Raw genomic sequence first — 23,269 nt, forward strand, 5'->3', positions numbered from 1 at the left:
GAGGACTCCATCGTCCGCATCACCCAGCTCGCCCGCGCCGCGGGCATCCACCTGGTGATCGCCACCCAGCGCCCCAGCGTGGACGTGGTCACCGGCCTGATCAAGGCCAACGTGCCCTCCCGGCTCGCCTTCGCCACCTCCAGCCTCGCCGACAGCCGCGTCATCCTGGACCAGCCGGGCGCCGAAAAGCTGGTCGGCCAAGGTGACGCGCTGTTCCTGCCGATGGGCGCCAGCAGCCCCACCCGCCTACAGAACGCCTTCATCTCGGACCCGGAGATCGAAGCAATCGTCGAGCACTGCAAGCAGCAGCACAGCAGCCCCCCACCGATGGAGGCCCTCACCCCACCCGCAACCTCTCCCCGTCCCCCAGCCGAGGAGATCAGCGACGACCTCGACCTGCTCGTCCAGGCGGCCAAGCTGATCGTGACCACCCAGTTCGGCTCGACCTCGATGCTCCAGCGCAAGCTGCGGGTCGGCTTCGCCAAGGCAGGACGCCTGATGGACCTGCTGGAAAACCTAAACGTGGTCGGGCCGAGTGACGGGTCGAAGGCCCGCGAGGTGATGGTCAAGCCCGACGAGCTTCCCGGCCTCCTAGGAGACCTCCGTAACAAAGCCACAGCCCGGTAGCACACTGTGCGGGCGCTCTCCCGGCCGGTGCGGTCGGGCGGGTGCCCGGAGCAGACGCTCCCCCTGAAAGGAGAAACGACATGGCTGACAAGTGCGGCGCTCAGGCCGAGTTCACCGACAGCGACGAGACGTTCATCACACACCAGCCGAGCGGGCACCCGCCGGCCCAGCTTCCGACAGCACCGACCCGGCCCCCACGAGGCCGGGTCTGCGCATTTCCCGAGCCGAGACACAAGCTTCACTACCTGACAGCATCCCCCTCGCCCGGACCCTCCGTACGAAAGCCTGGAACCTCATGAATGACCGCCACAGCCTCTACGAGACCGCCCTGCGCGAGCACTTCGCCTCCCACCTGAGCATCCCGCCCGGCACTGACGAAGACCATCTCTCGGTGCTGTGCCGTACAGCCGCCGCGCACCTCATCACTGTGCTCGACCAGCAACCGGCCGCGGTGCTGCACCGCTACATCCACGGCCCGGCCGGGTGCCGCCAGCAGATCAGCGGCACGGTGTGCGGCCTCACCCGCGGCTCCGAAACCCACCAGTGGCCCTTCGACGAGGACCCCGCGCCGGTTCCCGAGCGAATGTGGCACACCCTGCGCTGGACCATCCAGAACCCCGCCGCGCCCGCCCACGTCTTCGACACCATCAACCCGACCACCACCCGCTCATGGGAACGGGAGGACTGGGGCAGCACGGGGGAGGGCGTCGTCGTGCTGTGGAACGGCCGCTTCAGGGTGTTCTACGGCGGGTGGGACGCCGAACAGGTGGCGGCGGCGTGGCGGGCCGACCGCGACCGGCTGGCCGCCGCCGGAGGGTTCGCGCCGCTGCCGTTCGGCCCCACCGGCAAACCCGGCGACGAGCTGGCCGAGCCGCCGCACGTGTGCGACACCGACTACTGCTGCTGGGACTGAGGCTCCCGATGGCCACGCTGCTCGCGATCATCCGGCCCGGCAGCCGTACCCAGCGGTGCGACGCCCGCTGCTACGACGCCCGCAAAGGCACCGCCTGCGACTGTGTCTGCGAAGGCACCAACCACGCTGCCGGGCTCGACGCGGCGATGATCCTCACCCGGCAGCAGGTTCAGCGGTGGATCGCCGCGTCCCGCGCCCGCGACGCTGAGATCCACCGCATCGAGATCGGCATCGAAGCGCAGAACATCCCCCTGTTCTGACCCCAGAGGCCGCTACGAGGTGGGTTTCGGCCGGCGCCGGTGGTGGGCAAGCCCGATCTCCCGCAGCGCCGTTGAGATCGTCCCGTACCGGTACCCGGTGCGCTCGGCGATCTCCGCCCGCGTCAGCTTCTCCCCGACGTGCAGGCGCCGCAGCAACTCCCGGTCCAGCCGCCCCCGGGGCGGCTTCACCGACAACCCGGCCATCTCCGCGAGCGTCCGCACCGACTGGGCGGTGGTGCAGTACCTCGCGCAGATCCGCGTGATCGGCATCCTGGCCCGATACGCGGCCACGATCGCCTCCCGGCGCGCCCCGATCGGCAGCCGCGGCGCCCGGGGACTGGACGGCCCCCGCATCTCCACCCCCGCGCGCCGCAGATGCACGCTCAGCCGCTGGAACGAGCACCCCAGGTGTTCAGCGAGGGGACGTAGCCGCCACCCCTCCCCGTACAGGCGGGCCGCCTCAGCGATATCGATTTCCGTTGCTCTCGTCATGCGGCGCAGCATGCCGCCCCGACCGGTTTGCGTCTCGCTACGCCCCAGGGCGGCCCGAGCCGTCGCGGCGCTCATGGCCGAACGGTGGCAGGCGGGCAGGGATCACGTCCCCGCCCGCCTGCCACCGCTTGTTCTGCTGCTACGCCTGAGGGTTGTACTGGGTGAACGAGCCGATGACGAACGACTCCGGTCTGGTCACCGCCATTCCAACGCGCGATTCCGCGACAATGGTCACGGCCGACCTCTCGACGTTGTCGGCGTTCTCGGTGCTGACGGACACCGTGGTCTCGGCCCGGTCGAACAGCTTCGCGCCGTAGCCCCAGCTGCCGAGCACGAACTTGTTCTGGGCCATGGCGGTGGTGTCGACGACCTTCATCCGCCACACGGTCTTGTCGCCGCCGAGCGCGACGGACACGGCCAGGACGTAGGCGCCGTTCTTGTCCTGTTCGAGCTCCAGCTCCTCCCAGTCGTAGGGGTGGAGCACGACGCCGGTCGGTTGGAACCAGGCCAGCAGCGACTGGGTGGCGGCGCGGCGGATCTGCGCGGACCTGCGGTCGGTGTTGCGGCCCGCGTACTGCTGCACGCCCGGGGTGTTGAACAGGCCCTCGATGTTGTCGCCGTCGCCGTCACCCCAGAGGATCTGCCAGTCCTCCTCCATCTTGACGCCGTCGATCATGTCCCTGTCGAGCAGGTCACGCAGCTGCGGCTCGTCGTCGAGGACGTTCTTGTGGGCGTCCTGCATGTGGCGGATGTTCACGATCGGCGCCCTGAACCCCTTGAAGCTGGACTTCGAGCGGGGTGCCCGGCCGAACCGGTCGGTGTCGAGGCCGGTCGCGGGGGAGACGTCGTCGGCCGCGACGCGCTCGGGCACCGGGCGGGCGTTGTTCAGGAACCCGGTCTGCCGCATGAAGTAGATCAAGTTCTTGGTGGTGCGGACCGCGGGGAACAGGTCACGGACCCTCCCCGGCCTCAGCATGCGCTCCTGGATGCCGAGGTTCTCGGCGCTGCCGAACCCGTTGATGACGTGGGTGCCGCCGCTGGCGGTGAAGATGTCCTTCGCCTCCAGCTCGTGGACGCTGGCCTCGATGAGGTGGGAGCGGCCCAGACGCTGGAAGCCGTCCTCCCGCATCTGCTCCCACGCCTTGGACTCAAGGAAGTGGTCCGACAGGCTCTTGGCCTCCCGGCCACCGCGGGCCCGCTTGACCTCGTGCCCGGCGTTGACCTGCGCGCCGATGGATTCCCCGTCCGAAGCGCCGAGCCAGTCGAACGCGTCGGCGGCCTCCATCTCGGCGTCGATGAGGCCCTTGATGGTCTTCACCTCGCCCAGGCGCGCCCGGTAGGCGTTGGCCTGCTCCGTGCTGATGACCATGTGACCGTTGCCGGTCTCGTCCTGGAAGGTTTGCGAGATCCGCTGGACTTCGGCGGCCTTCGCGGCAAGCTGACTCTTCAGCTCGCGAACGCGCATGTTGTCGACCTTGGTGCTCATGGTGAGCGTCCCCCTTGTGTGCTGACGTGCGTGCGTTGCGGTGCGGGTGAGCACGCCCGGTCAGCACCGGGACATTGACGACCCCCGTCGTGGAGGCGATCTGAGCAGAGTTGACCTGTTTACGTCACAGCCCGACGATCAGCCCGTTATGGTCAGGGCTCGCGGCTGCTCGGGGGCGGCCTGTCGAAAGGTCATGGATCGTTCCCAACGAAGGGCCCGCTGGATGCGTCCTGCTCGCGTAATCGCCGTGTTTCTCCTGGTTGCCGCGTTATCCGCATGTGAAAGCGGCGGCCCGTCCGACCTCTACACAGGCGGCCCCGACTCCGCTCCGGCTGAGTCGGCAAAACCTGCGAAGCCCGAAGTGTTGGAGTGGGGGACACCGGCCACGGTCGACGGCAAGGCCGAAAACCCCGTGAAGGTGACACCGGTCGGAATCCTGTACACGCGAGGAGACGGCAACCAGGTGAAGCCCACCCAGAAGTGGCTGGTCGCAGTCAGCCTCCGCCTGGAAGCGGAGCAGCAGCCGGACTACCTCGCGCCACCGATCGACGGCGGCGGCTTCTACTGGCGGGCAGACGGCGACGAGGAACTCATCGCGAAGGGCAACGGCAACGCCTTGAACGCACCCTGGGTCGGGCGAGCACCATCCCTGCTCGCGCGTAACCTCCAGCCGGGAGAGCCGGAGATCGCCGTGATCGACTTCGACTTGCCAACCGCGGGCGGCACCCTGCTGTTCAAAACCCCAGCCGGGGACACGACCCGCTGGAAGCTACCGGCCCGCACAACAGGCACGGGCCTGACTCAGGTGCGAGCCGCGCTGAAGGAATTTGGCATCAAGCCCTGACCCGTCCCTGGCGGAGCGCTTCGAGCTGCGCCTCGAGAGCCGCGTTACGTGCCTCCAGCACCCGGTTGGTTTCCCGCTCGCGCAGCAGGTCCGTTTTGTCGCCGAACGCCAGCCGAGTCCGCAGGACCGCGAGCTCCTGGCGCAGGTCGGCGTTCTCAAGCACCACGGTCTCCGTCCGGAAGCGCTCCGCCTGCCGCTCCAGCTCGCTGATCCGGGCACGGTCTTCCCGCAGGCGGGCGGCCAACTCCGCGATACGCCGCTCGGCCTCGACAAGATCCTGAACCTGCCGTCCGCGCTGCCGAACAGCCAGCAGCCGATCACGCCACCCCATCACGCCATCTCCGCCGAGAGTTCTGCAACGAGCGCCAGGCCCTCCATCACCTCGGCGGCGCTCAACGCCACCATGTCGGCCGGCAGCGCCTTCAGGCCGCTCGGCCGCGCGGACGGCGCGGTGGAATCCGGCTGGATCGGCGCCTCCGGCGGCATCGGCTCGAACTCCTCGGGGTCCTCGATCTCATCCGCGGGCGGGTCGGGTTCGACGCCTGCGGATTTCAGAACCTCCCGGATCGCGGCCCAGGCGGTCAGGAGCTTGCGGGAGTTGACCTTGGAAAGCACCTGTCCGGCCTTTACCTCCGCTCTGGGAGTGTCCGCCAGGAGGCTCTTCATGGCGGCGACCGCCCCTTCGAGGACCTGGGTGACGGCCGCGGTACGGTCCGCGCCGGGCAGGGTCATGCCGATCGCGACTGGCTGGGGATCACCAAGCTGAACTGTGCCGTCCATGGCGATGGTGTATGGCACCTGCCATGCCTGGAGGGTGTCGTGGTGCTCGGCGGTCACGATCGCCATGTCGGGGTAGGTCGCCGCGGTGTGGATCCACGCCTGGTCCTGCTCAGGCGCGTCTTGGCGCAGCCACATTTGCATGGCGGTACGGATCCGTTCCGCCACCTCCTCATACGACAAGGGGACCGGCATGCCAGCGGCGCGCAGCAGCTCCGCCCGGGATCCCTTGGTTTCCGTCTCCTGCTCGGCTTGCTCATCCACGAGCTCCTCCTCATCTCCGTGCTGGTCCCCTTCCCCTTCGAAGAGGAAGGGGGTGCGCAGGCCGCCGACGACGACCTCGAGGTCGTGGAACTCCACGGGGATCGGCGGCAAAGGTTCGGGGAGCGGGTCGTCTTCGGTGAGGTAGGCGCGGGTGACGTGCGGCGTGTACCCGTGGTTCAGCACGACCGGCGCCCCAACCTCCCGAAGCTCGTCAACGAGGCGTTGACGTAGCACTTCCAAGCCGGGAACATCCACCGGCGCCCACACCGGCACCCCATCCTCCCCACTGGGGAACACGCCGAGCCCGCCGATCGTCCCGGACAACGGGGCCGCCTCCGCGGTGACCTCCATGACGGTGCTCTCCACCGCGGAGATCTGCTCCGGCGTCAGGCTCTTGCCGAGGTAGGCCAGGGTGATGTGCATCTCCTCCGGCGCCAGGCCGCCGTTGACCGCAGCCTGCGCGGCGACGTCCAGCGGAAGCATCAAGGCGACCATCGCGGCCGGCTCGCCGTCCTCGCCGTACGTGTGTGACTGGGCGGGCACCGGGTCGGCCTTCCCCTCCAGCCTGCCGAGGATCTGCCGTGCGAGGAAGTCAGCGTCGTCCACGCGCCATCCCTCCGGCACGGTGATGTTCACGACCGGAGACGTCGCGCTCTTGTGGCCCTGCCCCGGGTAGGTGCCGGTCGCTTCGTGGTGCCGCAGGTTGCAGTACCCCTTGGCCTGCTCCGGCGTCATGTGCTCCGACGCGATCGCCACGCACCGATCGAAATCTCCGTCCGCCCCCCACCCGATACGGGCAGCCCCTTCACCCTGTGTGAACCAGTGCCGCAGGTCCTCGGCGTCGCCGCGGTTGCGGTCGGCGCCGCCGTCCTTGCGTTCGATGAGCTGGGCGACGGCGTCCGTGATGTCGCGGGGGGTGACGCCGTCCGGCACCGGCACCTCAACACAGGCCTCGTCGCCGAACTGGGACTTCACCGACAGGGTCATGGCGAGCGGGTTGGCCGCGACCAGCACCGTGCTGTACTCGTACAGCGCCAGCTCGTAGATGTGGCGGACCCCCTTGCGGTCCCGCTTCGACTTGCCGGGGACGACGGCGTATCCGATGCTCCATTCGCACTGTTGTTTGAAGAACTTGACGTTCTCGTACGCCCGCCGCCCCTCGGGGGTGTTCAGGTTGAACTGGCCCTTGACGGCGACTGCGCCCGCCCCGCGCGGCCACGGCTTGCCGTCGCGGGTCTTCTTCGGCAGCCGGGGGTCGCCTGGCAGCCACTCCTCCGCCATGATCGTGCGGGCGGTCCACTCCTTGTCGTCGTGGGAGTGGATGCCCTTCGGCAGGCGCTCGACCAGCGACGCCTTGACGGCGCCCGGCACGATGATGTCCTTGACGTTGTCTTCAACGCCGGTCACCGCGACCAGCGAGACGAACGTTCCCTCCTCGTCGTCGTCGGTGACGCCCCACACGGGCGCCAGCGGCGCCAGGGCCTTACGTTCGAGCGTCGGTGTGGTCACGGCGATCCCCCTCGGTCCGGTCACCGGGAGCATGCCGGACCGGGCGGGTTACCGTCCCCGCTCAAAACTCGTAGTGGCCGGTCGTTGAGTAAGGGAGGAATCTAGCCGACGAACTGCGTCACGGATTCGCATTCCGCGAGCAGCTCAACGGGAATGTCCACCTGGTCCTGCCTACTGAGCAGGTCATGCGCCATCTCTTCTCGGCTCAAGCCGGCGGCCTGCGCGCAGGTGTCAAGGTCCGTTGCGAGACGGCCACCGTTCCACACGTCCCAGGCACGCTTGCGACGCATAACGGGCTCCTTTAGGGGAAGCGCCTTCTGGCCCCCGTTGAGCCATTCAGGCGGGATCAAGTCCAACATGCCTATGCTACGCGCAAACTCTATCGCCACGACCTGTTCGTATCGAGTATTCGCTGTAGCGATCAGGTGCTGCACGTAGAAGCGATACTTACCGACTCGGCCCGAAACCCGCCACTGATCCGTGCGGCCCAAAACGACGGCTTCCCACTCGTTGAGGCAACCAATCCCGGTCCGCGGCAGAGCGAAAACCCGGGAAACAGGGACGGTACCGTCCAAGACCACGCCGTGGTCACCTGCCCAATCGGAATCGCCTTCGTCTCCAACGAATTCTTGCGCTGTAAACGGATTGAGCGTGAAAGAACTAAGCGGGTGAAGCGAAACTTCGGCTTCGTATGGTCCTGGCCCGCGCGCCGGGTCGGCCCACTCCGGGGGAGTGTATGCCTCCAGGTCCCAATACATGCCGCGTAACAGGTACACGTGAGTTACCCCTGCCCGAGCCAGCCATTCCTGAGTTGCGTCGTACTGGGCGCGGGCGAACGCCTCCAGGAAAGGCCCCCGCTCAGCACGAATCCTTGTTGCCTTTTCCAGCCATTCGGACTTTACGCCGCTTAGATTGTTGGCGTCCGCCAGATCGAACATGTCACGCACAGTGAGCTGCACGGCTAGCGAATTCGGGGAAGTGCTGCTGGTCGCCCAAGCGTTAACGAGCTGAGAAACCGCTCGGGTGCGGTGGAAACTACGATACGTTTCAGCGTCGATGACCTCCCAGTCGCTCACGTCCATTTGGGTGCGTGCCCGTTCGAATGCGGAAGGTGTCAGTTCTGCGTAATTCCAGTCAGCGATGTCGTCAGGCAGTTCAGGCGACTCAGGCTGCTGGTGCTGGGCGACATATTCAGTGGGGTACCGGACCATGACGGACTCGCCCGAACGCAGCCTGGCCAGCGTCTCCCGCACAGGGGCATCAAGAACATACTGGTCGTCTACATACGCCGTGCGTTTAGTTAAATCCTCGGCGACCGCCCGCTTAGCCAATGCGCGATTGCGCATATACATGTCCTCATCACGCGGGCCCAGGTCCGCAAGCCCGAGCCGCCCCGCCGGATGTAGATCACCCCACAGGAGCTCATCAAGTTGGGTGAGGTCAGCGGCGTGAGGACGGCTGCCAGGCTGCACCGCTGTGGGGAGAGAACCATGGGGAGAGTCGGCACTGCTACGCCCGGGAGCCTCCTTGATGACCTCCGCGATCTGCCGGGCATGAATCTTGCCAACGTGCCCGTTGGGGTGGCGAACCCGGTACCAGCCTCCAGGTAGAGACTCTGTGACGGTAGCTCTGCCGCCGCCGTGCAGACGCACCACAGCCCCAGCATTAATCCATCTACCGTGCCAGCCACGTGGTTGCCACTCTCCACCAGGAGAGTGGCCAGCTTTCGTTTCCGGTGGGGTGGCCGTGAACAGGACACCCCACCGGACCCATGTGTGAGTTGTCATCGGTCAGGTCGTGACGAACGCGCTGGCCTTCGTGGCAGTGTTGGCGTCGGTCGTCACGGTCACGTCGTGCGTGCCCGCCGTCTTGGCCGGGGACACGCAGGTGATGGTCTGGGCGTCGATGACCACGACGGTGGTCGCGGCGACGTTGCCGATCTTCGGGACGCTGCCGGGCGTGAAGTTCTTGCCCTTGATCGTCACGGCGGTGCCGCCCGCGGCCGGGCCGGTCGCCGGGCTGATCGAGTCGACCGTCGCGGCCGGGAAGTACTCGTTCAGGACGCTGGTCCGGATGACCTGCCCCTTACGGATGGCGAGCCGCTTGCCGTCGTAGGGGAAACGCGGGTCAGCGCCGTCCTGGTCGTAGCGCTCGTCGATGTTGACGGTCGCCTTGATCAGCGGGTCGGTGTCGGTCACCGGGGTGAACAGCGCGGTGGCGGCGGTCTTGGACAGCTGCGTGCCGTCCTGGGTGTGCAAGGTCATGGGAGTCCCCCTCCATGGTCGGCGGCGGGGGTTCGAAGATGATGGGTGGAGGCTCGGGCCGGTGACCGACGTGGTCGGTCACCACGACGAGCAGCGTCGTCCCCACGGCGACACCGATCGCGAACCCGAGCCTCTCCCATCTCCCCCGCACGGCACAGCATGCTGCCGACCGGCCCGCCTTCTGTCAGGCTTCGTCCTCCGCACCGTCGTCGTTGGGGATGACCTCGGTGAGGGCCTCCAGTACGGCCCGCACCGACTCGGCGTCGTTGACGTCGAGCGGGGCTCCGATTTCGGGGATCTCCTGCCCGGTGTTGTGCTGCTCCAGCAACAGCACCGCGCGCCGGGAACCCGACACGATGCCGATGCTGGCCGCCGCCTCCGGGCGGGGAGCGCCGACCGTGACCGCGTAGTAGACGCCGTCGATGTACCCCTGGATGATCACGCCGTTTCACCTCCTTCAGCCATGTCGCCCCCGGCAGCGTCGGTGTAGGCCTGCAACCACACCTGCGCCAACACGCTGCCTGCCGGGTGCGGACACACCCCCGGCGGGAAGCCCTTGGTGGCGGCGAGCCGGCCGGAACGGCGCACGTCCGCCAGCACCCCCATGCTCGGCGCCGCCGTACTGGGTTCGCTCATAGTCCGAAGTCCCCTCTTCCGCCGCTCTGCCGACGCTCCCGGGCGGTGCGCCGGTCTGCCTGGTCGCCGAGCCACTGGGCCCGCCACTCGTCGTAGGTCATCCGACCACCCTGTGGCTGTTCGGACCACCACCTCTTCAACTCCTCCGACGCGTACTTTCCGGCGCGGGCCCGGTTACCGCCCCACAGGCTCTTGGGGTCGATCCCGGCGGTGACGCCGGCCCGGTTGAGCAGGTAGCCGCGGGTGGCCTGCTCAGCGGCCAGCCACTGCTCATGAACCCACTGCCGGTACATCCGGCGGACGGCGTCCTCACGCCGCTCCCCCTTCTGCCGTTCCGCGTCGACCAAGGCGAGCCGTTCCTGACGTTCCATCTCCTCGACGTCGAGGCCGTGCACCTCGGCGTAGGCGTCCCTGGGGGTCCACCCTTGGGAGATGAGAGCGTCGATCCGCCGGTCGGTCTCCGACACCTCGACGGCTTGGGCCTTGGCGAGGTCGCGGGCGTCCATCTCCGCGAAGATCCGCTTCGTCAGGCGAGCGGAGTCCGGATCGGAGTCGTAGAGCCCTTCGTGCCGGGCCCGCAGCTCCTCCAGGTCCTCATCGGAGCGGGCGGTGAGATCGATCCCGGCATACGGGTCGTCCCGGCCTTCACGGCGGGCCCGTTCCCGCCCGTCGAGCTCGGCCATGATCTGGTCGAGCATCGCCGCGACCTGCGGCTCGGCGTCGTAGCGCGGCCAGTTCCGGGTAAGCAGCCCGGCCAGGTCGTCAGTGTCCATGGTGGCCAGGTCGGATTCCGCGATGCCGTCGAGGTCATCCCGCCGCCCGCCTTCGCGTGCTTCGAGTTCAGCGATCACCCGATCCTGCGTGGCGGTCGCGTCGGGATCCTCCCCGTAGCGGGCCCACCCCCGCTCCAACATGCCGAGCAGGTCAGCCTCCAACAGGCCCGACAGGTCGGTGTCCGGCTCCGGCGCAGCACGGCCGTCAAGTTCGGCGCGGACCCGCGCCCGCGCGTCGGGGTCGCCGAGCCGCCCCAACAGTTCCCGAAGCTGCTCATCCGACAGAGCCGACAGGGTGATGCCGTCCAGCGGATCCCGCGTCTGCGCCACCTTCGGGGTGCCGCCGCGCGGACCTTCCGGGGTGGTGCCGAGCAGGGCCAGCACGCCGAGCCCCCAGTGCCGCATGTCGTCGTCGGCGTTGTCCCGGCCACCAGCCAGCGACTCCAGCACGCTGGTGAACACCTCGTAAGCTTCGCCGTCCCGGTACACTCGGCCGGTGTAGGGGTGGGGGAAGTCGCCCGGGTAGGCCTCGAAGTCAGCCCCGCGGTCGGTGCCGGTCACGGGGTCAGAGCGGGTACGGTCCCCGGTACGGCCGAAGCTGGTGCGGTCGAAGTGCATCAGCCGCTCGGCGGCGACCAGGCCCGGCACCGCGGCCTCCATGTGGTGGCCGAGCTCGTGCGCCGCCACACTGGCCTTGGGCACACCGCCCGGCTGTGAGGACGGTACCGGCACCGAGACCAGGGCGCCGTCACGCTGGCTGATCTCCGCGGCGCGGTCGGCGGGCAGCCCGATCTGGTAGCGGCCGGTCTCCGGGTCGTGGACATGGCGACCGTTGCCGGACACCACTTCTACCGGCCCCAGGGCGCGGGCCACCGCCAACCAGTCCGCAGGCAGTGCCTGCTCGACGTACCGCAGCGCCGCCGCGTTCGACCCGGCCCGGCCCGTCAAGGCTTTGCCGGTCCGGTCGGTGTAGGTGATGCCTTCCCCGCCGACTGGCCGGATCTCCGACAGGGTCGCGACCAGGGCGTCCCGGCGGGCAGTGGCCAGCATGCCGCGTAGCTCCGCTTCCCGGCTGGCCTGCTGGTGCCAGGCTGCGGCGGCAGCCTCCCGCCGCTGGATCACCTCCGCCGGGATGGCCTGCTCCACCCGGGCCGCTGCCGCCTTCGCAGCCGCCGGGTCAGCGGCTTGGAACTCCGCGAAATCGCCGTAGCCGAGGTTCTGCGCGGCGTGGTCGAGGCCTCCGCGGCGCAGCCGCACCACCTCCCCGTCCGCGGCGTCGAGCTGCTTCCACGCCTCACCGCGGCGCCGGGTCACCGTGTCGAGTTCGGCTTGGATCGCGGTGTCCCGCCCGCCCAGGTGGGTGCGGAAGCGCGCGTCGACGTCCCGCCCGGCTGCCCTGATGGCGGCCAGGTGCACCAGTGCCTGCTCGCCAGGCCCGTCGTCCTCAGCGATGTCGGGCACCGGCACGGTGGTGGTGCGCACTGCGGGCACCCGGCCAGCTTCCAGGTCTTGGAGGGTGGTCTCCTCGAACGTTGCGCGGGTCACCTGGTGGGTGCCGAGATCAGCCAGGTCGTCCGGCAGCGCGGCCCGGTAAGCGACGAGCCGGGCCGACAGGTCCGCATTCTCCGGCAGCGCCGCAAGCTGCCGTTCCACCGGCGCCGGGTCGTTCGACCGCCGGGTGATGCGGGCCCGTAGCCGGGCGAGCGCCGCCCCGGCAGGCACCACCCCCTGGGCGGGCGGATGGTTACGGTAGCCGCGGGCGATCCGCGCCATAGCTCGGGGCCAGGTTTCACCAGGCAGAAGGTCCGCTTCGGTGAGCGCTTCACGCAGGCGCCCGGTCGCGCGGCGAGTGATGGCGTCAGTGATCGCCTGGGTGGAGGGGATCATCGCGGCGGCCTGCATGGTGTCGGCGGCGCCGAGCTGGAACGCCAGCGCGGCGGCCGCAGTGTCGTCCATGCTGTCGATCCGGTCGAGGGCGTCCAGCGCCGCGGCGAGCGTCGTGTCCCGGTCCGTGGTGGCCGGTAGCTCGCGGACGGCGTCGCGTACGTCGGTGGCCGCCCACCGGGTGCGGTTGCGCTCGTGGGTGGCGAGCGCGGCGGTGAACTCTCGCTCCTGGGTGATGCGGGCCTGCTGCCGGGCGATCTGGCGGACCCGGGCGGAGGCGTTGCGGTCAGCGGGGATGAGCCGCATCACGGTGGGGTCGACGACACCTTCGGGCAGGTCCGGGTCGTCGAACACCGGTACGGCCCGCTCCTGCCCGGTGTCGGACAGAAGCGTGATCGTCGCCCCCGCAGGGGTGTCGCCGACTGCGGGGTGGCGCGTGATGCCGGTGATGGTGCCGGTCACCATGTCCACCTTGCCCCGGTCGCCCACCTTCAGGTCCCGCCACCCGGCGTAGTTCGCGTCCGGCTCGGGCGGCATGACCGTGTCGTACGGCTGCCCGGCCGAACTACCGCCCCGCCGTAGACGCACCAGCGACGGCCACCCTTGATCGGTGACAGTGAAGGTGCGTGACTGGTTGTCGCTGTCGAGAACGGTCACCTGGTACTGGCGTGCCACGGCGAACTCATCGCCGACGCGGGTGATGCTGTCGACGGTGCCCAGGATCGGGTCGGTGGCATCGTCTCCGTCCCACCGAACCTGATCGCCGACGTTGACCCGGTCAGCGGTGACGTGCTCACGCACGTACCCGTCCGGCATGGCGGGCGCCGCCGGCACGTCGTCCGGCAGGTCCGGCATCACCCACAGGTCCACCCGGTCCGGCAGGACGTGCCGTTCCACGCTGCCGTCCTCGCGGCGCACGTGCACGGCCACCAGCCCGTACCCCTTGACGGGGCGCATCACGGTGACGGTGCCCCACGACACGGTGCCGTCGTCGCCGGGCAGCGCGATCGTGTCGCCCATGGTCAGGTTGCGGGCGTGGGCCTTCTCGGGGGCGGTGCGGTTGGGGTCGTGCGGCGGCGGCGGGAACCCCTCCAGCCGGGCGTAGGCGGCATCCACCCACCCGGCGGTGCGGGCCAGGGACCGGCGCCGCGCCCCAGGCTGCCCTTCGTCCCGCGACAGGGCTCGCAGGTGGCCGGCCAGGGCCCGCATCTGCTCGCCCGACAGTTCCTGACGCGCTCTCAGCCGGGCGGCGGCCTGCCGTACCGGCTCCGGCGCGTCACCACCCGCAGCGTCGAGGTTGAGCTCCAGCAGACGCTTACGCTGGTCGGTCCGCAGCCGTACCCTGCCGGACGGCGTCCCCTCCGGAAGCGTGGCGACGTCGGCGAAAGCCACCGCCTCCGGCTCCGCTGGGGGAGCAGCCGGGGCGTCCGGCGTGTCCGGAGCGAACTGCACAGGCCGGTCCCCCTGGAGCGCCCGCACGCTGCGCCGGTCCTCGTCATCACGCACATGCGCGATGACCACGCCCGCGTCCGGCAACGCCTCGGTGGAGTCGATCTGCACGTCGCCGTCCGGGGTGGTGATGCGGTCACCGTCATGCAGGTCACTGGGCAGCGCCTCCCGCGGCGGCTCAGCTGGCTGGGAGTCATCGAGGCGAACGACACGGCGGGGAAGACGCCAGGAGTACTCGGCATCCACCGGCACTCGGGTGCCGTCCGCCCGGATCAGCGTCACATCGGTCAAGACCGCGGTCGGCTGGCCAGACTGCCGCCGGACGACACGTCCCTCCACGGTGAGCCGCTCGGTACGGTTCAGCCCCAGGCCGTCCCGGTCCAGGCGAGTCGGCAGGGTCGGCGTCCCCGCTGGGAAACGGATCCGGTCTCCGGCGGCGGCCGCAGTGCTGGGTGCCCACTCGCCGACGCGCTGCCCGTCCTCGACGACTTCTGCCGGGGTACCGCGTGTCACCAGGGCGTCCCGGGGGCGGGTCACGCTGGTGCCGTCGTCCAGGATCAGCGTGACCCCGTCGCCGCCCATGGCGGGCTGGACGTCGACGACCTTCTTGGAATCGCGGTCCGGCTGACCCAACCGGGCAGGCCCGGCGGGGTTGGCGTAGACGGTGCTGCCCTGCCGGATCCGCCCATCCCCTCGGGAAGGGGTGTTCCACGTCGCTTCCGTGATCGTGTCACCGACGCGGATCTCATCGGCGTACGCCTGCCCCTCCGGCGCGGCAGCCCTGGCTGGCGCTGCCTCCTCCGGGATGTTCTGGGTAGGCTCCACAGCCCGCTGGCGTCGCGCGGCCTGCTCAGCGACGAGAGGAGCGTTGAGCGCCTCGGCGAGCTCGCTATCGCCGTCGTCTCGCGCGCGGGCCCCAGCCGCGCGGGCCGCGTCAACCCGGCGCTGCCCGCGCGCGACCTGAGCATCCAACTCGTCGTCGGTCAGGTTTTGCAGGCCGGACCGCTCATCCCGAGCAGCCTTGGCGCGGCCTTCGGCGATCGTCTGACGGATGCGGTCCCAGTCCAGCGCGGTCGGGGCCAGGTCAGCGGCTTCCTCGATCAGCTCGGCGGCCCCGTCGAAGTCGTCGGCGTTGAACCTGTCGCTGGCCTGCCGCGACAGCGCTTGGGCCTGGGCGAGCTCTTGCTCCTCCCGCTCCTGGCGCTGTCGTTTGCGGTCAGCACGGGCACGGGACGACAGGTTCAGCAAGTCGGGGTGGTCGTTGAGGTAGTCCTCCATCCACCGCTGAACCGCCGGGTCGGAGTCGCCGGGGTACTTCGCCGCCCCGGTGTTCTTGGCATGGAGCTCGGCGAGGTAGCGAGCCGGGGAACCGGTCCACGCATACGCCGCGGCCTCTTCCTCGATCAGCGAGATGATCCGGTCGCGGTCGCGGTCGCTTATCCCCGCCGGGGCCGGAACTGGGGCTGGCGGGTCGGCAGCCGGGGCGGGGGTTGGCTGGTTGTCGAGGGCTGCTTGCGTCTGGCCGGTGTGCTCGCGGTCGCGGTTGCGTTCCGGCCGCGCCTCCTCACCCTGGCCTTCCCAATCATTTTCCTCAATCGAGATCAGGTCCAGGTCCTGGTCGCCAAGGCGGATCGCCCCGTCCCGCTGCTCAGCGCTCACGACCTTCCGGTTGTGGTCCTCGCTGATGTGCACATCCGGCTGGCGGAACATCTGCCGCAGAGCCGCATCGACCTCAGCACGGCGCGGGCTGTTGGGGCCGGTGTCGCCCAGTTCAGCGCGTATCCGGTGCAGACTCACATAGCCGCCGGACCTGTCAGCAAACTTTCGGTAGGCGGCCCGGATGTCGGCCTCGACGTCCGAAGCTGGCGCCCTCTCAGGCTCAGGACGCGGCACCTGCCCGTTGACCGTCTCGAAGTCAGCGGCGTACGGGTCGAACATCTCCTGCGTACCAGCTCGGTCCGGCTCGAGGAACAAGCCGTTCTGCTGAACCTTGGAAGGCGGCCCAGCGGCGGGTTTATGTGCAGACTGGCCGGTGCCGATCTTCTGCATTTCGTGGCCTTCGTCGAGCTGCCACTCTCGCCCGTCTCCCGAGAGGGGGCCGATGCCGCGGCCGGTCTCCCACCGGGCACCGTCGCCAAGCCGTACGGTGTGGCCGCCGAACATGTCCTCTTCAGGAGTGTCAGCGAGGACACCCCGCACAGTGACCGTGTCGCCGACCTTCGGTGGGGAGGAGCCGTTGGCGAACCGCGCCGCGTTGGCCTTGGTGACAGGCACCTGGAAGGTGACGCGGTCTCCGGTCTGCACGTCGGCGGCGGTGACCTTGCCGGGGGCGGCGGGCTGCTCAGCGGGAGCGTCTGGTGCTGGCGGGGCAGCGGGCGCGGCCTGCGCGGGGGCGTCAGGGGCGTCAACACCGCGTTTACCGCCTTCTCTGCCATCGCCGGGCCCTGCGTTGGCTTCGGCGTCGTCGGCGTCGTGAACCTTCCGGAAAATCGCTGTAGCGATCCGGGCTGCCGCTACCCCATCGCCGGACCATTCAGCCTCGGCGAGCTGGTCGAAGTCCGCTCTCGGGATGACACGGGCGACTGCGTCGTGACTGGTGTAGATGGTGTCAGGCTTGCCGTCGTTGACATTGTTGAAGGTGACTGCCCACCCTTCGCCGGGCGTAGTGTCGGCACCTTCAGACGGGCCCACTTCAGAGACGCTGGCAACGCGACCGATTCGGGAGGTCGCCGCACCCTCCTGGTCGTGGCCATAAACCAGGGCAACCTGATCGGGTTGCAGGTCCGCGACCTGGACCCGGGTGTCAGGGGTGTCCGGGGTGAAGTCCTGCACGCCGGAGGACGGCTTGCCTGGGCGCAGCGGACGCGGCCGGTCCTTGGGCCGGTCGGACGGTGCCTCACCGTTCGGCCGCTTCGTGACGGTCAGGTAGTTGCGGTGGACGCGCAGCTTCCGCTGGTCATCGGTGCTGACCTCGAGATAGCCGCCGCCGAGGTTGCGCGAAACCGTACCGCGGCCGCCACCCCAGATCGACACCTCAGCGCCGGTCTCGATCCACCTGCCCTTACGATCCCTGGGCTGATCAGGGTCGAAACTGTTGCGGCGCCGGGCTTTTACCTCGTAGGTGACGCCTCCGACCGTCCAGGTAAGCGCATCGTCCTGTGTGACCGTCACCGTGCCCCCTGCGTGTTCGACCTCAATCGGCAGGGGGCAGGCAACCGGATCGCCCCGGTTTGCGTCTGGTCACGACGAAGGGGCGGCACCGATCGCGGTGCCGCCCCTTCACTGTGCAGCGGGTCTAGCGTTGGATAACTGGTTTCGTCACGTCGCGGTGCTCGACCTCGGCCGGAACTCCGGCCTCCCGAAGTAGAGCAGCGGCTGCTTGAGCCATGGCGACGCTGCGGTGGCGTCCGCCGACGCAGCCGAAAGCGACGACGACGGCCCCGCCGTGGGCGGTGAGGACCTCGTCCAGTAGGCGGCGCGCGAACCACACTGCGGCGGCGACGGCGTCGCGGACGCCCGGCGTGGTCATCACGTGCCGCCGCACCGCGTCGTCCAGGCCTGTCAGGTCCCGCATCGCGGGATCATGGTGGGGGTTTCGGTAGTGGCGGCGGCCGTCCACCGTAAGGTCTGCGACAGGGGCTTCGCCGTGGCCGTACCCGAAGCTGATGATTCGTATCCGCGGCTGCGGCCTGGCGGCCAAGTCGAGGTCGATCATCGCTGGGCCTCGACCGGGGGGTGGGGGCAGGAAGGGGCGGTGCAGCCACAGCCAGTGGCCTTGCACGCCTGGTGGCGGCCGTCCATGCAGGGCACGCTCACCCACACAGAGGGGGGGTTGGGCTCTCGTACGGTGTTTCGTCCAGTGATCGACTTCCACATGATTCTGGTGTCCTTTCCGGGGATGACGCAGGTCGCCCTGGGCCGTCCGCCGCTTGGACAGCACAGGCAACCGCATAGGGGGTGCTTACGTCTCGCTTCGATGTGAAGGAGCGCCAGCACCAACTAACACCTCAAAGAGTAATTCTTATTTGAGATAGCGTCTAGAGGTTTCATGTGAGAGGTTCCGGGAGGATGTGCACCGTGTAGCAGGTGCAGCCCGTCGTCTCCCACACGCTCCCGGTCAGATCCCCGGGATGCCGCAACACCATGTCGTGCACCAGGAACGGCTCACCACCCACCTGCGCCTGCCCATCGACGACCTCGTGCTCAGCGTGCCGGGCCCGCCACATGCTCACCACCCGGTCCTCGCCACCGGCCAGGTGCGCCGCGGCCTTGTAGCCGGCCGCCCCCACGAGCGCGGACGCTGCCCGCGCCGCACCGCCGGGCAGCCACCACGACCAATCAGCCACCGTGTCCCGCACCGACGCGGCGATCTCCTCGGCCGTCTCGCCTCGCGCGTCGAGCTGACCCACCAACGTCCGCACGTCAACAGCTGTCGCGCCGACCTGCGACGCCAGCCACAGGGTGGTCTCCTCCACCACGTCGGCCGTCACCGCTCCCTGCTGCCCGGACTTGATGCCGCCGAGCTCAGCCACCCGGTCCGCGGCCGCAGCGACCAGCGGACGCAGCGTCTGCTCCGCCTCGACCTGGTAGTCGACGGGTACCAGTTTGCCGACGTCGAGAGGAGCCGTGCCGACCCTCGTGTCCACCTCGTACTCCGGCACGAAGTGTCTGGTCCCCTTGCGGTTCTTGGGCGACAGAACCCGCGCCGCCGTCCGCTTGGCCAGCCGGTCGACGAGCCCCCCCAAGGCGGCCTGGAGATCCGTGTCGAGCTGGTCGCGCACCTGGGCGACAGCGTGCAGGGCGGGCGCCTCCGTCGAGGCGGGGAGCGCCTTCGTCTGCCTGCCTCCCGCTGCCTCGGAAGCCACCGCTCCGTCGTCCTCGCCATCCTCTCCTTCGCCGTCGAGGAGGTTCTGCAACCGGGTGATCGCCGCCGCGGCCCCCCTGTCCGGCCCGGACGCCCCCTCGGCCTCGCTCTGGCTGCTGCTGCCAGGCGGTAGCGCCGCCTGCCCTGCTCCGGGCTCCTCGTTGGGGATCTGCTCGACGTCGACCGTCGTGCCGGACTCCTCCGGCGGGGCGATACCCAGCGCGACCGCGTCCTCCTCGGTCGTCGGAATCGGAGTCTTGCCTTGCGGCACGTACAGCGCCCGCGTATGCGGCATATCGAACGGCTCCAGCCCGGCGACCTGCCGGTACTCGTCGATCGTTCGCAGCCCGGCCGCGACGTCTTCACGCGCCTCGGCCCGGCGGGCGGCCTCCAGCCGCTGGAACGCCGGAACACCGGACAGGTCGAACCCGGCCTCGACGTCGTCGTCGCTGTCCTGATCCCACCCGGTCGCCACGATCGACAGGTGGTCGTCCATGGTGATCAGCCAGAAGTTGTCCTCCTCCTCGGAGGCGTTAGCGAACGTCTTCCCGCCAGCGTTGCCGAGGAGTGACTCCGGCGTGCCGAACGCGGTGAGGATCATCTCCTTGGTGAGCTTCGACAGCTCACCGTAGGCGAGGTCGCGTGGCCTGGCCGCCAGGTCGATGAATGACAGCTCACCGCCCAGAACGCTGATCTTCCCGGCGTGGTGAGCGCCGGCGTGGAACATCTTCTGGATGCGTTCCATCTCCCCGGGCGCGACCTCGTCGCCCTTGATGCCGATCACGCCGCCGGGCCGCGCGTCATTCCGCAAAAACGTGACGTTGTAGAGCAGCGCCAAGAACTCAAGGTCGACCGCGAGGCCCGCGGCCTCCATCGGAGTGATCGCCCGGAATGGGTCGGTCGGGTGCGGTTTCCTGAACCAGCGGACCCGCTCGGGAGACACCTCGTGGCGGATGCCGCCCGCGTCGATCGTCTCGTAGTGGCTCAGCAGCTTCCCCGACCCGGCGACGGGCCGGGTACGGCCAGGCGGCAGCAGGTGCAGCCCGATCGGCTCACCCGCGTTGCTCTGCTCGACCTCAACAAACGCACCCATCGGAGACAGCAGGATCTGCCCTGAGAGGCGGTGCCGGAACTGTCGGCCCGTCTCCAGGGCGTTGACCTTCTTCTTGGGGGAGTTGAGCAGCCGCACCAGCGGGTCGTCCAGGATCGGCTTACGGGTGCCGTCATCGAGGAGCTGCTCGAACCGAAACGGCAGCTTCGCCTGAGCCGAGGCGATCGTGTCGACCGCCCGAAACACCCAGATGACCCGTTCGTACCCCTCGGCGACAACCCTTTCAATGGTCATGGCGGGGCGGGTGCCACGGAACCGGGAGGTGAGCGGCCACCTGGACAGGTCCCACGACTTCGTCTCCTGGGCCGGCGCCGGGTTGCTGGTGCGCAGGGACGGCAGGAATCGCAACGTCACCACCCCTTACCGGCTCATGCCGAGCGCGACCCCGGCCGCGGCGACAGACAGGGAAACGTATCCGGCGACCAGCAGCGGATGCACAGCAGCCAGGGTGACGGCGAGCCCGAGGTAGCCGATGAGCATGAGCATCACGGCGACGAGGTCCAGGCGGCGCCGCTCTGGGGATGCCGCATCGGGGGTTGGCTGTTCCACGTAGGCGCTCCTTGGGCCGCTCCGGCTGGTACGGCGGGCAGGCTAGGAGCCCTGGCATGCTTACGTCCCCGCCCGGGTGATAGGGCGGGGACGTAGGGGATGCTCAGTTGAGGAAATCGATCCGGCTGGCCTGCATGAGCGCGACCGTGTCGGCGCGCAGCTCGTGCGGGGTCTGCTTACGCTTGGCCCGCTCCCCGGGGGTGCCGCCGTGGAGATGCTCAGCCTGCGGGCCTGGGCACGGCGTGTCGGCGACGCGTTCGTAGTCCTGGTTACACCAGTTGCAGTAGACCCTCCTGGCCCTCGCGTAGGTCTTCTCGTGGATCATGAATGTGTCGCGGACCATGATTTGCCGGGCCTGCTCTGGGGTGATGGGGACATCCGCTCCCGCGTTCCAGTCATGCCCCTGTGCGTGCGTTTGCGTGGGCACCTCCGACCTGGCTGCCTTGGCCATGTACCACTCCCCTCCCCGCCCCGTGGCGGTGCGACAGCACCAGCCGGGGAAGGGCGCGGCTGGCTGGCGCTGTAAGCGATCATGTGACGGTTCCGGCCGCTCGGGGACGACGGGATCCGTGGGATGAACCTAAACCTATGATCACGCTGAGTACAGGAAGTAAAGGGCATCAGGCGCCACGAGTTGTTTACGACGGTAAACCAGTGCGGTTCAGGCAATCCCGACACCGTGTGAACCATTCGAGGTCAACGCGCGTCCACGACGTCACGGCACGATGAGCTGGATCGGTTGCTTGCCCGGCTTCTGCACCGGCTCATACACCGACAGTAGGCACGCCTCGGCGCGGTCCGGCGACGGCAGCTTCCGCTTCCGCATCGAGTCCTTCGACTCCACCACCATGTGCCCCGAGGAACGGGTGAACTTGCGTGGCCCCGACAGCTGCGCCGCGGTCTTCTTGTCCACCCGCAGCCGCAGCGGCGTAACGCCGTCCGCATCGGGCCTGAGCAGTGTCCGGCCCGCCAGCCACATCTCGTCGCGCTTGTGCCAGGGCCGCATCGTCGCGATGTCCGGCTCCCGATAGGTGTCCTCGCTGACCATGACCCGCACGATCTCCGCGCCGTGCACCCCTTCCCGCCCCCACGCCGCGAGCGTTCCGTGCACACCCCACCCAACGCCGTTGACGTCAATTTTCACCCGCACCCGCGCCTGCGACCCGAGACGACGGGCGAGCGCCTCGGCCCGCTTGACGTGCTCCAGCACCACCCCCGCAACATCGCTGAACTCGGCGTTGGCCATGCCGGAGGAGACGTGCTCAACGGTGACCAGGTCCCCGACGCAGCGGGCGACGACCAGTTCGTCGCCGCCGTCTGCGGCGACGTCCACGCCGAGCCGCACCCACGTGGAGGGTCCCACCCGTACGGTGTGCGCCGCAGTCTCCCCGTCCAAGCCGAGCGTGTTGAGCCGCACGTACCCGGGCCCTTCGGGGTCCTCCTTCTCGAGGGCGGCGTCCACGTAGGTGGAGGGGATGACCAGGTCCGCGACGCCCTTCGGGAACCGGGCGTGGACCTTCGCGGTGATGTATGCCGCGTCGGGCCCGTGGTCGCGGATCGCCTCGTCGATCCACTCCTGGTCGACCAGGTGCGACGACACGAGGTGGCCTTCGTCGCCGGCGGGGCAGTGGCACACCCGGTCGTCGGTCTTCTCGCCGGTGACGGCGGGGGAGTCGGTCGCGGCGAGCGGGATCGTCACCACGTTCGGCCGGTCGGGGTCATCGCCGTCCTCACACAACAGCTCAAACCAGGACCGTTCGACGTCGGTCGGAGGGTTCCCGATCGCCAGCATGCGCGCGTTGCTGCCGGTGAGGAGGTTACGGGTAGAGCGGCCGATGACTGGCCCGATACCGCCAGCCTCGTCCACGACCAGCAACAAGTTCGACTCGTGGATACCTTGCATGGCGCTCTCGTCATGCTCAGTCGCCGTGAAGCCGTACGCGACAACGACGTCAACGCCCGCGCTGTCGCGCACCTTCCACTGCACCATGTCCGCCCCACCGGGCAAGGCACCGTGAGCGACCGCGTGCCGGATGTGCGGCCACATCTGCCGGTGCACCTGCCGCATCCGGGTCGCGGTGGTGACCGCCAGCGCGGTGCCGATCGGGTGCGTGCAGCACCACCAGCACACCGCCCGCGCCGAAAGGTGAGTCTTGCCGAGACCGAATCCGGCGGGGACCGCCACTGTCTTGAACTCCGTCAGCGACTGGAGGATCTCCCGCTGCTTGCTCCACAGCGCCTCGCCGAGAACCTGCTCGGTGAACCCGACCGGGTCGTCCCGCCAGATTCCGTATGGCGTGCCGAGCTCAACGGCCGACGTCTCCAGGATCTGCCGGATGTCGCCGGGCGTCATCTCGGCCAGCAGCGGCCGCCGTACCGCAGGTGGGAGGGCCTTCAGGTCCGCCAGGATGCCGGACGCGACGACCGACTTCGGGCCGCGCCGCAGTTCGTGCGGGGCAGGCAGGGCGAGCGCCGTCACGGCCGCCGCCCGATGCCCCAACCGCCACCAGACGGCAGACACGCGCCGAGGTCGCGCCGTTGGGATGCCTGGTGCCTGGTCACGGCAC

General features: G+C 69.1%; 18 protein-coding genes. 4 read left to right on the forward strand and 14 right to left on the reverse strand.

Going from position 1 to position 23,269, the window contains the following annotated elements:
* The 3 genes from AB0N02_RS34440 to AB0N02_RS34450 all read left to right on the forward strand — a co-directional run.
* Window positions 1-627, forward strand: a 627-nt coding sequence (locus tag AB0N02_RS34440; RefSeq protein ID WP_363955140.1) for a DNA translocase FtsK, incomplete at its 5' end; no start/stop codon positions are given.
* A gap of 295 nt (window positions 628-922) precedes the next feature.
* Window positions 923-1,540, forward strand: a complete 618-nt coding sequence (locus AB0N02_RS34445; protein WP_363955143.1) for a hypothetical protein — start codon at window positions 923-925, stop codon at window positions 1,538-1,540.
* Window positions 1,541-1,548: 8 nt separating this feature from the next.
* Window positions 1,549-1,800 (forward strand): hypothetical protein, encoded by a 252-nt coding sequence (locus AB0N02_RS34450; RefSeq protein ID WP_363955146.1) that lies wholly within the window; start codon window positions 1,549-1,551, stop codon window positions 1,798-1,800.
* A gap of 12 nt (window positions 1,801-1,812) precedes the next feature.
* Here AB0N02_RS34450 and AB0N02_RS34455 read toward each other — a convergent pair whose 3' ends face one another.
* Complete coding sequence (locus tag AB0N02_RS34455; protein WP_363955149.1) at window positions 1,813-2,292, reverse strand: hypothetical protein; 480 nt, start codon at window positions 2,290-2,292, stop codon at window positions 1,813-1,815.
* Window positions 2,293-2,431: 139 nt separating this feature from the next.
* Window positions 2,432-3,778: a phage major capsid protein gene (locus AB0N02_RS34460; protein ID WP_363955152.1), complete on the reverse strand. Its 1,347-nt coding sequence runs from the start codon at window positions 3,776-3,778 to the stop codon at window positions 2,432-2,434.
* Between the two features lie 247 nt (window positions 3,779-4,025).
* Between AB0N02_RS34460 and AB0N02_RS34465 the strand changes: the two genes are divergently transcribed.
* Window positions 4,026-4,622 carry a hypothetical protein gene (locus tag AB0N02_RS34465; protein ID WP_363955155.1) on the forward strand — a complete coding sequence of 199 codons (597 nt, stop codon included), beginning with the start codon at window positions 4,026-4,028 and terminating at the stop codon, window positions 4,620-4,622.
* Here the strand turns inward: AB0N02_RS34465 and AB0N02_RS34470 are convergent.
* The 12 genes from AB0N02_RS34470 to AB0N02_RS34525 form a co-directional block, all read right to left on the reverse strand.
* The gene (locus tag AB0N02_RS34470) at window positions 4,612-4,953 is read right to left on the reverse strand and encodes a hypothetical protein (RefSeq protein WP_363955158.1); all 342 of its coding nucleotides are present in this window, start codon (window positions 4,951-4,953) and stop codon (window positions 4,612-4,614) included. The two genes, AB0N02_RS34465 and AB0N02_RS34470, sit on opposite strands and share 11 nt — an antisense overlap.
* Window positions 4,953-7,172, reverse strand: coding sequence for a 2'-5' RNA ligase family protein (locus AB0N02_RS34475; protein ID WP_363955161.1), 2,220 nt, complete (start codon window positions 7,170-7,172; stop codon window positions 4,953-4,955). Before AB0N02_RS34475 ends, AB0N02_RS34470 begins: the two co-directional genes overlap by 1 nt.
* Window positions 7,173-7,273: 101 nt before the next feature.
* On the reverse strand, window positions 7,274-8,518 hold the full coding sequence (locus AB0N02_RS34480) for a hypothetical protein (protein ID WP_363955164.1): 1,245 nt from the start codon (window positions 8,516-8,518) through the stop codon (window positions 7,274-7,276).
* A gap of 444 nt (window positions 8,519-8,962) precedes the next feature.
* On the reverse strand, window positions 8,963-9,436 hold the full coding sequence (locus AB0N02_RS34485) for an IPT/TIG domain-containing protein (protein ID WP_363955167.1): 474 nt from the start codon (window positions 9,434-9,436) through the stop codon (window positions 8,963-8,965).
* Window positions 9,437-9,620: 184 nt separating this feature from the next.
* The gene (locus tag AB0N02_RS34490; protein ID WP_363955169.1) at window positions 9,621-9,878 is read right to left on the reverse strand and encodes a hypothetical protein; all 258 of its coding nucleotides are present in this window, start codon (window positions 9,876-9,878) and stop codon (window positions 9,621-9,623) included.
* Entirely contained in the window at window positions 9,875-10,072 is a 198-nt protein-coding gene (locus AB0N02_RS34495; protein ID WP_363955172.1) for an Rmf/CrpP family protein, read from the reverse strand. Before AB0N02_RS34495 ends, AB0N02_RS34490 begins: the two co-directional genes overlap by 4 nt.
* On the reverse strand, window positions 10,069-17,349 hold the full coding sequence (locus AB0N02_RS34500) for a hypothetical protein (protein ID WP_363955175.1): 7,281 nt from the start codon (window positions 17,347-17,349) through the stop codon (window positions 10,069-10,071). The genes AB0N02_RS34495 and AB0N02_RS34500 overlap by 4 nt, the downstream gene beginning before the upstream one ends.
* A gap of 124 nt (window positions 17,350-17,473) precedes the next feature.
* Window positions 17,474-18,130: an RNase adapter RapZ gene (locus tag AB0N02_RS34505; protein ID WP_363955178.1), complete on the reverse strand. Its 657-nt coding sequence runs from the start codon at window positions 18,128-18,130 to the stop codon at window positions 17,474-17,476.
* 94 nt (window positions 18,131-18,224) lie between these two features.
* Window positions 18,225-20,507: a phage portal protein gene (locus AB0N02_RS34510; protein WP_363955180.1), complete on the reverse strand. Its 2,283-nt coding sequence runs from the start codon at window positions 20,505-20,507 to the stop codon at window positions 18,225-18,227.
* Between the two features lie 6 nt (window positions 20,508-20,513).
* Complete coding sequence (locus tag AB0N02_RS34515) at window positions 20,514-20,702, reverse strand: hypothetical protein (protein WP_363955183.1); 189 nt, start codon at window positions 20,700-20,702, stop codon at window positions 20,514-20,516.
* A gap of 103 nt (window positions 20,703-20,805) precedes the next feature.
* Complete coding sequence (locus AB0N02_RS34520; RefSeq protein ID WP_363955186.1) at window positions 20,806-21,153, reverse strand: hypothetical protein; 348 nt, start codon at window positions 21,151-21,153, stop codon at window positions 20,806-20,808.
* A 264-nt stretch (window positions 21,154-21,417) separates the two neighbouring features.
* Complete coding sequence (locus AB0N02_RS34525) at window positions 21,418-23,223, reverse strand: hypothetical protein (protein WP_363955189.1); 1,806 nt, start codon at window positions 23,221-23,223, stop codon at window positions 21,418-21,420.
* Window positions 23,224-23,269 lie beyond the last annotated feature (46 nt).

Origin of the sequence: Streptosporangium sp. NPDC051022, from assembly GCF_040683035.1 — a bacterium.
In the GTDB taxonomy this organism is placed as follows: Bacteria; Actinomycetota; Actinomycetes; order Streptosporangiales; family Streptosporangiaceae; genus Streptosporangium.

Bases quoted from the DNA above. Each gene is read 5' to 3' on its own strand.
- AB0N02_RS34480 (WP_363955164.1), bottom strand. From the start codon at position 8,518: ATGCGCAATCGCGCATTGGCTAAGCGGGCGGTCGCCGAGGATTTAACT.
- AB0N02_RS34470 (WP_363955158.1), bottom strand. From the start codon at position 4,953: ATGGGGTGGCGTGATCGGCTGCTGGCTGTTCGGCAGCGCGGACGGCAG.
- AB0N02_RS34485 (WP_363955167.1), bottom strand. From the start codon at position 9,436: ATGACCTTGCACACCCAGGACGGCACGCAGCTGTCCAAGACCGCCGCC.
- AB0N02_RS34460 (WP_363955152.1), bottom strand. From the start codon at position 3,778: ATGAGCACCAAGGTCGACAACATGCGCGTTCGCGAGCTGAAGAGTCAG.
- AB0N02_RS34505 (WP_363955178.1), bottom strand. From the start codon at position 18,130: ATGCGGTTGCCTGTGCTGTCCAAGCGGCGGACGGCCCAGGGCGACCTG.
- AB0N02_RS34520 (WP_363955186.1), bottom strand. From the start codon at position 21,153: ATGGCCAAGGCAGCCAGGTCGGAGGTGCCCACGCAAACGCACGCACAG.
- AB0N02_RS34495 (WP_363955172.1), bottom strand. From the start codon at position 10,072: ATGAGCGAACCCAGTACGGCGGCGCCGAGCATGGGGGTGCTGGCGGAC.
- AB0N02_RS34445 (WP_363955143.1), top strand. From the start codon at position 923: ATGAATGACCGCCACAGCCTCTACGAGACCGCCCTGCGCGAGCACTTC.
- AB0N02_RS34455 (WP_363955149.1), bottom strand. From the start codon at position 2,292: ATGACGAGAGCAACGGAAATCGATATCGCTGAGGCGGCCCGCCTGTAC.
- AB0N02_RS34450 (WP_363955146.1), top strand. From the start codon at position 1,549: ATGGCCACGCTGCTCGCGATCATCCGGCCCGGCAGCCGTACCCAGCGG.